This is a genomic window from Streptomyces sp. SID12501, from assembly GCF_010550245.1.
In the GTDB taxonomy this organism is placed as follows: domain Bacteria; phylum Actinomycetota; class Actinomycetes; order Streptomycetales; family Streptomycetaceae; genus Streptomyces.
In genome coordinates this window covers 67329-80097 of sequence record NZ_JAAGLU010000009.1, presented here as the reverse complement: position 1 = coordinate 80097, position 12769 = coordinate 67329, and the positions used below count along the sequence as shown (strand labels likewise).

At 69.0% G+C, this 12769-nt stretch carries 15 protein-coding genes; 2 read left to right on the top strand and 13 right to left on the bottom strand.

The genetic code is table 11. The annotated features are described in order from the left end of the window. Window positions 1–23: 23 nt before the first annotated feature. Window positions 24–449, top strand: a complete 426-nt coding sequence (locus tag G3I71_RS12615; protein ID WP_164314100.1) for a hypothetical protein — start codon at window positions 24–26, stop codon at window positions 447–449. A 52-nt stretch (window positions 450–501) separates the two neighbouring features. Here the strand turns inward: G3I71_RS12615 and G3I71_RS12610 are convergent, their stop codons facing one another. The 3 genes from G3I71_RS12610 to G3I71_RS12600 all read right to left on the bottom strand — a co-directional run bounded on the left by G3I71_RS12610 (window position 502) and on the right by G3I71_RS12600 (window position 3986). Further along, a complete protein-coding gene (locus G3I71_RS12610) occupies window positions 502–2445 on the bottom strand; it encodes a protease pro-enzyme activation domain-containing protein (protein WP_164314099.1) in 1944 nt (647 codons plus the stop codon). Window positions 2446–2676: 231 nt separating this feature from the next. After that, the gene (locus G3I71_RS12605; RefSeq protein ID WP_164314098.1) at window positions 2677–3300 is read right to left on the bottom strand and encodes a DUF305 domain-containing protein; all 624 of its coding nucleotides are present in this window, start codon (window positions 3298–3300) and stop codon (window positions 2677–2679) included. After that, on the bottom strand, window positions 3297–3986 hold the full coding sequence (locus G3I71_RS12600) for a DUF3105 domain-containing protein (RefSeq protein WP_164314097.1): 690 nt from the start codon (window positions 3984–3986) through the stop codon (window positions 3297–3299). The genes G3I71_RS12605 and G3I71_RS12600 overlap by 4 nt, the downstream gene beginning before the upstream one ends. A gap of 328 nt (window positions 3987–4314) precedes the next feature. On the opposite strand from G3I71_RS12600, the gene G3I71_RS12595 reads away from it, so the two are divergent. Next, a complete protein-coding gene (locus tag G3I71_RS12595; protein WP_164314096.1) occupies window positions 4315–5676 on the top strand; it encodes a glutamine synthetase family protein in 1362 nt (453 codons plus the stop codon). A 75-nt stretch (window positions 5677–5751) separates the two neighbouring features. On the opposite strand, the gene G3I71_RS12590 is transcribed toward G3I71_RS12595, so the two are convergent. The 10 genes from G3I71_RS12590 to G3I71_RS12545 form a co-directional block, all read right to left on the bottom strand. Continuing rightward, the gene (locus G3I71_RS12590; protein ID WP_164314095.1) at window positions 5752–7020 is read right to left on the bottom strand and encodes a site-specific integrase; all 1269 of its coding nucleotides are present in this window, start codon (window positions 7018–7020) and stop codon (window positions 5752–5754) included. A gap of 88 nt (window positions 7021–7108) precedes the next feature. Then, a complete protein-coding gene (locus tag G3I71_RS12585) occupies window positions 7109–7348 on the bottom strand; it encodes an AlpA family transcriptional regulator (RefSeq protein WP_164314094.1) in 240 nt (79 codons plus the stop codon). 327 nt (window positions 7349–7675) lie between these two features. Beyond that, a complete protein-coding gene (locus G3I71_RS12580) occupies window positions 7676–9223 on the bottom strand; it encodes a YfjI family protein (RefSeq protein ID WP_164314375.1) in 1548 nt (515 codons plus the stop codon). An 11-nt stretch (window positions 9224–9234) separates the two neighbouring features. Continuing rightward, window positions 9235–9558: a hypothetical protein gene (locus G3I71_RS12575; protein WP_239149114.1), complete on the bottom strand. Its 324-nt coding sequence runs from the start codon at window positions 9556–9558 to the stop codon at window positions 9235–9237. Continuing rightward, window positions 9555–10433, bottom strand: a complete 879-nt coding sequence (locus G3I71_RS12570; protein WP_164314093.1) for a bifunctional DNA primase/polymerase — start codon at window positions 10431–10433, stop codon at window positions 9555–9557. The genes G3I71_RS12575 and G3I71_RS12570 overlap by 4 nt, the downstream gene beginning before the upstream one ends. Then, window positions 10430–11119 carry a DNA cytosine methyltransferase gene (locus G3I71_RS12565; RefSeq protein ID WP_164314092.1) on the bottom strand — a complete coding sequence of 230 codons (690 nt, stop codon included), beginning with the start codon at window positions 11117–11119 and terminating at the stop codon, window positions 10430–10432. The genes G3I71_RS12570 and G3I71_RS12565 overlap by 4 nt, the downstream gene beginning before the upstream one ends. A 91-nt stretch (window positions 11120–11210) precedes the next feature. After that, window positions 11211–11708 carry a hypothetical protein gene (locus tag G3I71_RS12560; protein WP_164314091.1) on the bottom strand — a complete coding sequence of 166 codons (498 nt, stop codon included), beginning with the start codon at window positions 11706–11708 and terminating at the stop codon, window positions 11211–11213. A 35-nt stretch (window positions 11709–11743) separates the two neighbouring features. Then, entirely contained in the window at window positions 11744–12214 is a 471-nt protein-coding gene (locus G3I71_RS12555) for a hypothetical protein (protein ID WP_164314090.1), read from the bottom strand. 20 nt (window positions 12215–12234) lie between these two features. Further along, window positions 12235–12429 (bottom strand): hypothetical protein, encoded by a 195-nt coding sequence (locus G3I71_RS12550; protein ID WP_164314089.1) that lies wholly within the window; start codon window positions 12427–12429, stop codon window positions 12235–12237. Between the two features lie 17 nt (window positions 12430–12446). Then, window positions 12447–12698, bottom strand: a complete 252-nt coding sequence (locus G3I71_RS12545) for a hypothetical protein (RefSeq protein ID WP_164314088.1) — start codon at window positions 12696–12698, stop codon at window positions 12447–12449. Window positions 12699–12769 lie beyond the last annotated feature (71 nt).

The following is a 12769-nucleotide window of genomic DNA, read 5'->3' as shown; positions in this document are numbered from 1 at the left end:
TGGCCGCGTCTTCAGTAGGGGATATGGCGTACAGCGAGGCACATACGGCACATGTGGACAGTCAGGGCCGCGGGACGGGCTGGGGTTGGTTCCTGGCCTGGTTCGCGGTGGGAGCGTGCGCGGCTGCCGGGCTCGCCGCCATCCTGACGGTGGGGCTGGTTCTTCTTGTCCTGGCCGCCGTGGCCGCGGGGCTGCTGCTGCGGAAGGGGCCGCGGAACGCCGTTGCCGGAGGTCTCACGGGTCTGGCGCTGCCGCTCTTCTACATCGCCTACCTGAACCGGGGAGGCCCGGGGGATGTCTGCCGTTCGTCGGCGGGCGGGCAGACGTGCACCGAGGAGTACACCCCCGTACCGTTCCTGGTCGGTGGCGTGCTCGTGTTCGTCGCGGGCTTCGTGATCTTCCTCATGATCGAGCGGGCCACCCGAAAAGCACCCGTCCCCGGACGGTGAACGCTCCGGGGACGGGCTTCGGGCATGTTGCCGCGTCGGCGGCGTCGCCGGGTCAGCGGCGGTACGACTCCACGTAACCCTTCGAGGGCGAACCCACGCCGGTCACGTCGTCGTAGCCGCGTACGGCCTGCAGCGAGCTGTCCTTGCCGAGGCTGCGGACAGAGGTGAGGATCCCGTCAGTGGCGTCGTAGCCGTTGGCGAAGTCCAGGCGTGCCACGGCGAGTCCGTACCCCGTGGGGTTGTCGGTGACGTCGTGGTAGACCTTCGCGTGCGAGGCGTACGTCGCGTAGATCGCCGGGTTGGCGAAGCCGATCGCCTTGCCGCCGCGGGCCTCCTGCGCGAGGGCCTGTACGGCCGCGATCACCGGTGCCGCCAGGGACGTACCGCCGATGCGGTACTCGCTGTACGCGGTGCCGCCCTCCGGCAGGGTTTGGGTCTGGCCGACCTTGAAGCCGGTGTTCGGGTCGGCGATCGCCGCGATGTCCGGGACGACGCGGTTGCCCTTGGAGCTGTTGGCCTTGGCCAGGTAGTCCGGTACGAGGCCCTTCTGGTAGAAGGGCTCCGCGACGGTCGCGCTGGTGCCGCCGCCCGCGCCCGAGGTGTAGGCGCCCGGGAAGTTCGTCCAGCTCTTGCCGTCGGCCGACAGCGCGGCCTTCTGGGTGCCCCAGCCGGTCTCCCACTGGTACTTGTCGCCCCGGCCGACCGCCAGCGAGGTTCCGCCGACCGCCGTCACCCACGCCGAGTTGGCCGGGGTGTCGACCTGCTTCTGGCCGGTGTTGACGACCTCGTCGCCGTTGTCGCCGGAGGAGAAGTAGAAGCCGATGCCCTGGACCGCGCCGAGCTTGAACACCTGGTCGTAGGCGGCGGCCAGGTCCGGCGTCTGGTTGGCCTCGATGTCGCCCCACGAGTTGGAGACGATGTCGGCGAGGTGCTTGTCGACGATCTTGCCGAGCGAGTCGAGCAGATCGTCGTCGGTGCAGGACGCGGAGCCGACGTACGTGATGTCGGCGTCCGGCGCGACCGCGTGCACGGCCTCGACGTCGAGGGTCTCCTCGCCGTACCAGCCGGCCGCGGAGCAGTCCTCGGTGTACCGGTAGTCCGCCGGCAGGACCTGCTTGAGCTGGCCCTTCCGGTAGGTGGCGTCACCGTGGGCGTCCGCGTAGGTGGCGGCGTCGGCGGCGATGTACGGCGAGGCGTAGGCGTCGGTGATGGCGACGCGCACCTTCTTGCCGGTCCAGCTGCCCGCGCCGTACGCGGCTCGCAGCTGCTTGCCCGTGTAGCCCTGGATGGCGTACGGGATCTGCGCGCCGTACGCGGTCGGCAGCGTGGAGGCGGTGTTCGAGCCGTAGTACGTGGAGAACGGACCCGAGTTGCGGAACACCGTCTCCGGCGCCGGCAGGGTGTCGTCGTGGGTCGCGTGGTGCGGGGCGTTGTCCAGACCCGTGACGGTCAGGACGGCACCGTTCAGGCTCTCCGGCGCGGAGGCGGCCTTCGCGGGCGCCCGGTACGTCTTCTTGCCCTTGGCGTAGTTGTGTAGCTGTGTACTGAACGCCTTCTCGGCGGCTGCCACGTCACCGGTCACCGTGACGTAGTGCGCCGTGACGCCGGTGACCGTGAGGCCCGACGCCTTCAGCCACGCCTTGACAGCGGCGACCTGGGCCGGGGAGGCCCCGAAGCGCTTCTGGACCTGCGCGGCGGTGAGGTACTTGCCGTACGAGGCGGACGTCGGGTCGGAGACGGCCTTCGCGTACGCGGTCAGACCATTGGCGTCCTGGCCGGCGAAGTAGACCCGGGCGGTGACCTTGGAGCTGTCGGACGTGGCTCCCTTGTCCGCCTTGGCGGTGGCCCACGCGGGCCTGGTGCCGGCGAGCGTGTCCCGGCCCGGGGCGTCCGCGGCATGGGCCGCGGGTATGCCGAGCGCCAGCGCGCCGGCGAGCAGAGGCAGTGTCGCTGCCAGGCTCACACCGGCGCGCTTGACGGCGCGAGTGGATCTCATGGAACCCCCTGATGCGGTTCAACGCGAGCAAGGCGAGTGATCACTCGCCGCTGGCCACTCTCGCGATGAACTGTTCATGCCAGGGGAATGGACGGGGAATAGCTGTGCCAAGAAGCCCCCAAGGGAACGTATACGCAAGTGATTTGAGGTTTAAGGCCCCAATCGTCCCGCCGAACCGCCCACCGTGGGAAGGGCCTGGGAAAGGCCTGGGAAAGGCACTGGGGGAAAGGCCTAGGAAAGAGCCTTGGCGCCGCGCTCCTTCAACATCCCCGCCATCAGGGAGATCTCCGACTGCTGCGCGTTGACCATGCCCTGCGCGAGCCGCTTCTCCACCCCCACCTCGCACCGCTCCACACACCCGTCGGCCATGTGGACACCGCCCTGGTGGTGCTTGGTCATCAGCTGGAGATAGAAGACCTCGGCCTGCTTGCCGCTGAGCTTGCCCAGCTTCGTCATCTCGGTGTTGGTCGCCATGCCGGGCATCAGCGCGCCGTCCTTGCCGTCGGCCATGCCCGCCATGTCCATCCAGGACATGGGCGCGTCCGAGGACACCTTCGGCAGCTCCCACAGGTCGAGCCAGCCCAGCAGCATGCCGCGCTGGTTGGCCTGCGTCTGTGAGATGTCGTACGCGAGCCGCCGGATCTCCTCGTTGCTCGTGCGGTCGCGCACGACGTAGGACATCTCGACGGCCTGCTGATGGTGGACGGCCATGTCACGCGCGAAGCCCGCGTCCGCCGAGTCGGCGGTGGGTGCCTTCATCCCGGATTCGTCGCCGTCGGCGACCGCGTAGGTGATCGCGCCGGCCGCGACGAGCGCCGTCGCGGCGGCGCCGGCTATCCAGGCCGACCGGCTCACTGGGACAGCCCGTTCGTGCAGGCGGCGCCCGGCTCGGGAGTCTGCTTGCCCTGGACGAACTCCTCGAGGAACTTGTCCACGTTCGGGTCCTTGGCGCTGGTCACCGTGCGCTGCTTGCCCCAGGCGGACAGCATGATCGGGTCCGCCTGCTTGTCGTCCGGGCTCATCAGCGTGTACGGCGTCTTCTTCACCTTGGCCGCGAGGGCGTCGACGTCGGTCTTCGACGCCTTGCTGTTGTACGTCACCCACACGGCGCCGTGCTCCAGCGAGTGCACGGCGTTCATGTTGTTGAGTGCCTTGGCGTAGACGTCGCCGTTGCAGTTCATCCAGACCTGGTTGTGGTCACCGCCGACCGGGGGCTCCATCGGGTAGTCCACGGTCTTGGTGACGTGGTTCTGGGTGAGCTTCTTGTCCCAGGTCTTCACCCCGTCCGCGGCGGTGACGAACTTGCCCGCACCCTTGGAGTCGGTCGCCGCGGTGTCACTGTCGTCGGACTGCTTCTTCACCAGGACCGTCGCACCGACGACCAGGCCGGCCACTATGACAACGCTCACGCCGATCGTGAGGATCCGGTTCCGGCGCTCACGCGAGCGCTCGGCGCGCCGCATCTCCTCTATGCGCGCCTTGCGCGCCGCGCTGCCACTGTCTTTGGCGTCTTTGGCGCTCTTCTTGGCTGCGGAACCCATGGGATCGGTCCTTCTGGGGAAAGGGGCGGGCGGTTGGCCGGTCGGTTGCTCGGTGTCTGATCGTAATCGGTGGCCACTGATCGTAATCCGCGACCGTCCGCAACGGTTCCCGTCGGGGGTCACCCATTACGGATGTCGCCGCGAACAGGCAAGATGAGGAGCAGAGCGGTGCACCTGCCGTATGCGAGGCGTTCACTCCGAGGTCGGCTGGACGATCAAGGTGCGCAATGCGCATGAAATGCTGTTGTGGTGGGATGCTCAGGTGCCCGACCGCCTTCCGTGGTGCGGGAGACAGGCGGCCTGACCAGCAAGGATGGGGAAGCGGAAGATGGACAAGCAGCAGGAGTTCGTGCTCCGGACGTTGGAGGAGCGTGACATCCGGTTCGTCCGGCTGTGGTTCACGGACGTCCTGGGCTTCCTCAAGTCCGTGGCCGTGGCCCCGGCCGAGCTCGAGCAGGCCTTCGACGAGGGCATCGGGTTCGACGGCTCCGCGATCGAGGGATTCGCTCGCGTATACGAGTCCGACATGATCGCCAAGCCCGACCCGTCGACGTTCCAGATCCTCCCGTGGCGCGCGGAGGCCCCCGGCACCGCCCGGATGTTCTGCGACATCCTCATGCCGGACGGCTCGCCGTCCTTCGCGGATCCGCGCTACGTCCTCAAGCGGGCCCTCACGCGCGGCTCCGACCTGGGCTTCACGTTCTACACGCACCCGGAGATCGAGTTCTTCCTCCTGAAGGACAAGCCGCTGGACGGCAGCCGCCCGACCCCGGCCGACAACTCCGGCTACTTCGACCACACCCCGACCCACGTCGGCCAGGACTTCCGCCGCCAGGCGATCACCATGCTGGAGTCCATGGGCATCTCGGTCGAGTTCTCCCACCACGAGGGCGCCCCCGGCCAGCAGGAGATCGACCTGCGGTACGCCGACGCGCTCTCCACGGCGGACAACATCATGACGTTCCGCCTGGTCATGAAGCAGGTGGCGCTGGAGCAGGGCGTCAACGCGACGTTCATGCCGAAGCCGTTCTCCGAGCACCCCGGCAGCGGCATGCACACCCACCTCTCGCTCTTCGAGGGCGACCGCAACGCGTTCTACGAGTCGGGCTCGGAGTACCAGCTCTCCAAGGTGGGCCGCTCGTTCATCGCCGGCCTGCTGAAGCACGCGGCGGAGATCGCGGCGGTCACCAACCAGTGGGTGAACTCGTACAAGCGCATCTGGGGCGGCTCGGAGCGCACCGCGGGCGCCGGCGGCGAGGCCCCCTCGTACATCTGCTGGGGCCACAACAACCGCTCGGCCCTGGTCCGCGTCCCGATGTACAAGCCCGGCAAGACGGGCTCCGCGCGCGTGGAGGTCCGCTCCCTGGACACGGGCGCGAACCCGTACCTGGCGTACGCCGTCCTGCTGGCCGCCGGCCTCAAGGGCATCGAGGAGGGCTACGAGCTCCCGCCGGGTGCCGACGACGACGTCTGGGCCCTCTCGGACGCGGAGCGCCGCGCGATGGGCATCGAGCCGCTTCCGCAGAACCTGGGCGAGGCGCTCTCCCTCATGGAGCGCAGCGAACTGGTAGCCGAGACGCTCGGCGAGCACGTGTTCGACTTCTTCCTGCGCAACAAGCGCCAGGAGTGGGAGGAGTACCGCAGCGAGGTCACTGCCTTCGAGCTGCGGAAGAACCTGCCGGTTCTGTAGGCGCAGGTCAGAGGGGTTTTCCCGCCAGAACGACACGTAGGGCCGACGGTTGCGAACCGTCGGCCCTACGGCGTGTCAGTGGCCCTGGGCCGTCTCTGGGCCGTCAGGCGCCGAATCGGTGCCCGCGTACATGCTGTCCACGGCTTTCCGGGTCCGTCCGTCGCTGCTCGGCATGAGGTGCGTATAGACCCGGAGCGTGAACCCTGGGTCGGTGTGACCGAGGTACGTACTCAGAGCCTTGATGTTCTCGCCCGAGTCCAGCAGCACTGAGGCATAGAAGTGCCGCAGAGCGTGCATGCCATGCTCGCGCGCAGCCTGGTGCCGCTCGCCGGGCTTCGGCTTGGGGATGACGCCGGCCGTGACGAGAGCGGGCTTCCACACCCGCATATTGAAGTCGGTACGGCGAACCGCGCCTACGCCGTTGGCCCTGGTGAGCAACAACCGCTTCGTCACGAGCGGACCGTCCGGCCGAAGCCAGGGGAGTGTGACCTCCGCCGGCGGAAACTTCTCGCGATGCCGCTTGAGAACGCGCGCGACGTGATCAGGCAAAGGCACGTCGCGCACTTTGTTGCGCTTGGGAGGACCGAAGACGAGGTGCCCGCCGACGACCTTGACTTGGCACGCGATGTGCAGCCATCCCGTGTCGAACCTGACCGCATCGTCCGGCAGGCCGAAGATTTCACCCTGCCGGAGCCCGCAGCCGCCTCCCAAGTCGACCACGGCGCGGTAGTGCTCGGGGAGCGCGGCGCGCACGGCGAACGTGCGCTCAGCGGTCCAGGGCACGACGCGGCCAATCCCTGCCGCAGGTGGCCGTACGGAACGCGCGCGGCAGGGGTTCTTCGGCAGGTGCGTGTCGTCGACAGCCGCGTTGAAAACCGTCGAGACGCTGTTGTAGATCACGCGCCGATACGACGATGCGGAGATGACCCGTTCCAACTCGCTCAGCCAGTCCCGGATGTGTTCCGGCTTGAACGACCCGAGCGGACGCGATCCGAGGTAGGGGATCGCATGCCCACGGAGCTGCGATACGACTGACTCACGCGTGGTCGCGTCCGTGGACTGCGTCGTCAGCCACTTCTCGGTGTACTGCCCGAACGTGATGCGTCCGGCGGACGGGTCGACGTACTGCCCGCGCGACATGTCGGCTTCGATGTGGGCGAGCCATTGGTCAGCGAGACGCTTTTCCTTGTCCCGGAACGACTTGCTCTTCTCGGTGCCGTCGGGGCCAATGTATCGGGCGCGGTAGCGGAGTCCGGTTCCGTGGCGGTCGGTCTTGACGCGGACGGTCCTGCCGGCGGCATTGGTCTCGGTCTTGAACCAGCGGTCTTGGATGTGGCCAGCCATGCGGTGGCGGTCCCTTCTGGGTATGGGAAGGGAGGGCCACGGTGTGGCCCTCCCTGGGGTGTTGAACTGTGTGGTTGTGGCGGTGTTGTCAGGCGGCAGTCCGGTCGTTTGCCATGCTTTGGGCGATGTAGGCGTGGACGACGGCGGGGTCGTAGCGCACGTGTTTGCCGATGCGGAAGCTGGGCGGGCCGGTGTGCTTCTTGCGCCACTGGTAGACGGTCTCTTTGGGCACCTTGAGCAGCGTGGCGATGTCGTCGGGGGTGAGGTATTGGTCCGGGAGACCACCTCGGAGGATGGCGCGGGGGTCGGACTCTGGGGGAGTTGTCATCAGGCTCCAAACGGGGCGGGTGCCGCCGCACAAACCGCAAAATCCGCAGAAAAGCCGAGGATGGCCGTTGACCTGCGGTGTTGTGGTGTGCGGGTGATGGTGGACAGCGCTCCGCAAAATTCCGCGATATTCCGCAAAAATCAGGGGCGGTCGTCGACCGGCCCCGGGCGGTGGGGTGGTGCTCGGTTTTTTGCGGAATATCGCGGGATTGTGCGACGCGCCCCCGACCGGATTGGGGCGGGGGCTGCGTCGCAGGTCAGCGGGGGTGTCCGGGGGTTATTGCGGATTTTGCGGTTTGTGCGGCAGGGTTTGTGCGCGCGGCCGGGGTTATCGGCCTCGCTGTCGTAGGGCGGGGTGGGCGAGTAGGCGGGGTGCCGGGGGGCGTCCGCGCTTGCCGGTGCGCTCGGGTTGGTAGGAGCGCAGGTATCCGTGGTCTTCCAGTAGCGCGAGGGCGGGTTCGAGGTCGGCGACGGTGGGGACCTCGCTGCGGGACAGGGCGGTGAAGACGTCCCGCCGGCTGACGTCGTCCCATCCGTTGTCCCTCAGCGCGTCCAGCACGCTGCGGGCGCGGCCCATGACCGGGTCGGCGCCCATGGCGTCGAACACGGCGAGGGCGTGGGCGGTGTAGTACTCCCCCAGCTCGATGGCCGCGTTCACGGTGGCTTCGGTGACGGGGTGGGCGTAGCCGTTGCCGCCGTGTTCGGCGAGGTGCAGCAGCGCGGCCATGCGGGCGGTCGCTCCGACGAGTTTCCCGGCCCAGTCGGTGATGTGGCCCAGCCTGCCGCCGCGCGCCTTGAGCCAGGGTTCGACCCGTTCCTGATAGGCGATCAGGGACGCGTCCGCCTCGGGGGTGAGCTGGATGACGGCCGGGTCGGTCCAGTCTGCGAGGGACAGGGTGAGGTCGATGACCCTCGCGGAGTAGGTGGCGGCCGTCTCTTCGGGGACCGGATCGGTGATGACCTTCCGGTCACCGACCGTCGACACCGGCAGCGAGTACAGGAAACGGCCCAGCAGGCCGCGACCCTTCCCACCCTTGATCTTCCCCATGTCCAGCAGCACATCGGGCTGAACTGCCAGTCCCATGGTCAGGGCGGGGGCGTCGACGTACTCGCGGCGGGTCTGCCTGTTGACCCTCAGGCGCCCTCCGGCATGGCCTTTGAGGAAGACTTCCATGTTGGGACTGCCCGAGTAGCGGCCGGCGATGATGTCGAAGATTCCTCCTTCGTCGCTCATCACCGACAGCCGGCCGCCCTGCTCCGCGATGAGCGAGGTGACCGTCTCGGGTGTGCAGTCGTCCGCCAGCAGCAGAGGTTCGGCCGGCACGGTGAGCGTGTCGGCGGTCTGCGCGAGACCGACGGCGGTCTTCACCATCTCGTCTCGCTTGTCCGCGTCGGCGGACGCGGCCTTGACGGTGGCCTTGTCCGCCGCTTCCTTCGCCAACCGCGCCGTCAACTCCGCTTCCACGATCCTCGGCTTCATCGCCGCCTGAAGCTGTTTCTCCGCCTCGTACAGCGGGTCGGTCAGCAGCCCGAAGACGGCCGATTTACGGTTGCCGGGCGGGAGCGCGACCACGGTGAAGAGGTTGGTCGGCTCACGCCAGTGGCCGCGTACGTGGACCACCGACCGGCCGCCGGCCGCCGTGGCGAGCACAGCGAGGGCGACCGAACCGGCGAGGTCGACCGGGGTCTGTGTCTCTTCCGCGACGGCCGCCACGAACTCCCCCAACCAGGCGGGGAAGACGTGCGCGGGGAACGCCGGACGTTCTCGGCGGCCGGTGAGGGGAATGGGGTCCTCCCACACGTCCGGTGCCGCGTCGTCCTCGCCCGGCGGGTCTTCCAGGGTGGGCAGTCCGGCCCACAGGTCGGGACTGTCCACAGGATGTGGAGTCATGAGACCGCCCTCCCTTCATCGGTGGTGGTGTGGGGGCAGACGCCGACGCGTACGCGGGCGGTCAGCCGGATGACGGCGGCACGGCCCCGGGCGCGTTCGTGATGCCCACAGGCACACAGCCAGTCCGCGACCGGCACGCCCTCGCACTGGATCTGTAGCCCCGGGGTGATGCCGGTGACGGTGACCGTCTGCGGGTCAGAGCCAACGGCAGAAAGGACGCCCATACGGGCGGCGACCCTCAGTTCGCATGCCGTCGGCCGTCGCGGGCGCTGTACGGCGCCCTGAGGGCTTTTCATGGGGGTTCGGGATGCTTTGGTCATGCCGCACGCTCCACAGCCGTCTCCAGGCCGTTGGCGACCGCGCGGCGCGCGTAGGTCTCCGGGACACCCACCAACACGGCGGCCGTCACGATCTCTTCGCCGATCGCCGTAAGTCCGCACGGTCCGGGACAGGCCGTGTGCTGTGCGGCAAGGAATCGGGCGACGCCGAACGCCTGGGATCCGGCGCCAGATTCAGTACGGGCCCGTACGAGGGCGAGGCCGCGTTCCAGACCGATGCGGACGTAGCGCTCCGTGTGACGGCACCCGGTGGCCACCGACCGGCCCCACGTGGCGCGGTCGGGGACAGAAGAGTCCACCTCCCCCGGGGCGGGGGTGGTCTCTTCCTTCACCAGCAGCGCGCGCACGGCCGCTGGGAGAACGGCCATACGGCCGGTCCCGGGTCCGAGCCAACGGGCGTACTGCGTCAGGGACTTGATGTCGACACCCGGGCGGACCGCGTTCGACGACGCCATGGCACCCAGGTAGAGCCAGTGCTCACCGCGCGTCGTCCGCACCCTGCGGGTCGCGGGCAGAGTCGCGCGGGCCCATGCGACGGCCGCCTCGTTGTCCAGATCGACGACCGTCAGCCCGGCCCCGCCGGGGTGGTAGGCGAGCGTCACCGCCTCACGCCACACCGGCGCCCACAGGGGCGAGGTGAGAACGTGCGGGTCAGTGGTCGCGGCGGCCCATCCATGGCAAGGAGCGGGGCATCGGCACGGACCCGCCGCCTTCATGTTCGGCCGGTCCCCACAAGCACTGCCCTTGCAGGAACGGCAGTTGCCGAACGGCAACTTGCCCTCGCGCAGGGGCAGGACCGGGACGCCGGCCGCCGCGAGGGCGAGGGCGACCCGCAGGGGTTCGGGCATCGCGCTCATGCCGCCGCCTCCAACGCCCCGGTGGCCGCGAGGTAGGCGCGGCCGATGAACTCGCTGTAGGCGGGCGGGATGCACTCGCGGATGCCTTCGCGGGTCATCCAGGGCACGTCCATGACGTGGCGGGCGAGGGGGACGCCGGAGAAGTTGCCGACGAACTGTCCGTAGTGGCCGGGCGGGACGGGGCGGCCCATCTTGGCCTGGGGGGCGGTGTGCGCGGGGTGTCCGGGCTGGGGGAGGGTGAAGCCGCCGCCGGGTTCGAAGTACCGGTGCCGGTAGGTCTCCACACCGAACATGGCGCCGCACAGCAGCACGGGTGTACGGAGCTTGGGGAGTGCTCCCCGGACGTTCTCGATGACCCAGGGGCGCCCGGTGGTTTCCAGGGCGGTGCGGGTGGGGTCGATCAGGTCGGGGTGGATGTTGCCGTGCAGCCTCTGGCAGTCGCTGTCCAGCTGGCAGGGGGGCGAGGTGTGGATGAAGTCGAACTCGCCGCCGTGCTCGCGGATGTAGGCGACCGCGTCGCCCTGGATGAACGGGTAGGGGTAGAGGGGCTGCGGGTCGATGTCGATGCCGGTCACGTCGAATCCGGCATCGGCGTAGCCCTTGCCTGCTCCGCCCTGTCGGCAGAACGCGTCCAGCAGACGCGGCCGTGGGCCGGGGACTCGCCGGATGTCGGTGGGTTGGGTCATGCTGGAGACCTCCGCAGGTCTGTTGAGGGCAGGTGGACAACAAGGGCGGCCCCGCGACTTTGGCGAGACGAGGGGGCCGCCCTTGGCGTAGCTAGTTGTTCCTGGCCCAGTAGAGGTACTGCCGGCGGACGTAGCGGCGGGGGTCGCCGGTGACGGTGGCGCCGTCCAGTTCGATCAGGAAGCGGGCCAGTTCGAGGGCGTGTTCGTCCCTCAGGCAGTGGTCGGACGGGAGATCGGCGCTCCTGCGGTCGACGACGGCCGCACGGCGCAGCCACCACTCCCGGTTGCGCCTTCCGGCGTGCGCCTCGTTGACGAGCCACTCGAACTCGGCACGGGGGTGCGGGGCGCCGGCGTACGCGTCCTCCGCCGTCGGCCACGGCTCCGGCCCGGGGTCGGCGTTGGCGGCGGTGTCGGGCAGCAGGAACGCGCGGGCCACGGTGGCGGCGACGGCGGCGATGTTGCGGGGGTCGTCGTTGGTGGCGCGGTAGTCCTGCCGCTCGCACTGTTCCCAGACGGCGAGGGCGATCGCTTCCATGAGCGGGTCCTTGTCGTCCCAGAGGGCGGCGGATGCGGTGGCGGGCGTGGTCATAACTTCCTTTCGGAGCACGGGTGTTGCTCTCCTTCTCAGCCGTAGAACCGGTTGCGCTTGATGACTGCCTTGCGGATGTTGACCGTGGTCCCGCCCCGGGGGCCGCTCGCGCCGAACACCTGGACGGCGATCCAGCCGCCGAAGATGACGGCGGCGAGGATGACGAGCTGGGTCACCAGGGCCGTCAGGGCGGCGATGAACGTGGTGAGCAGCAGCAGTCCGCCGCACACCGCGAGGAATCCGACGCCCCCGAGGGCGACGTTCACGGCCGCGCGGGAGACGGCCGGCGGGGTGGTGACGACCGGTTCGGGGTGGACGGGGTTGAGGGTGTAGCCGGTGACAACGCGGCCGTCGGGCAGGACGACGCTCGTCACGGCGGGGATGGCGCCCGGCTGCATGGGCCCGAGCGGCGTGGTGTGGGCGGGGGCGAGCGGGGTGGGGATGTGGACTTCCACGGCCGCCCTCTCGTGTCCGGCCGGACGGCCGTACGCGGTGGGTTCGTTCATGGTGCTGGTCTCCGTTCGGATCAGCGGCCGACGCCGGGAACGGCGTCGGTGACGGCGGTGACGAGTTCGTTGACGGTGTCGGCCGCGCCGGTGTGGGCGAGGTAGAAGCCGAAGAGCGCGACGGCGACGGCCGCACCGGCGCCGACGGCCTTGAAGCGCAGCAGCAGCACGACGAAGACGGCGAGCAGCAGCACGAGCGGGATGGTGATGACCACGGGTCCTCCGGGTGGGGTCAGCGGGTGCCGGCGCGGTAGGTGCGCGTGGCGCGGTTGTAGATCCAGCGGCCGATGCGTATGCGCTTGCCGGTCGCGTGGCAGCGGCGGCAGTCCTTGCCGCGCTTGGTCTTGCCCTTGCGGTCGGTCTTGAAGGCGTGGCCCATGCCGTCGCACTTGCGGCAGTCGCCGAACGGGCTCACCCAGCACTTGGCGCTGTAACAGAGTGTGATGGCGAGTAGGCAGGCGATAGCGAGGAGGGGAAGGCTCATCAGGGGCCTCTCAGGCAGGGTTCTGGGGGTTTCCGCAGGTGAGCCGCTAGCCGCTAGCAACCTGATCAGGC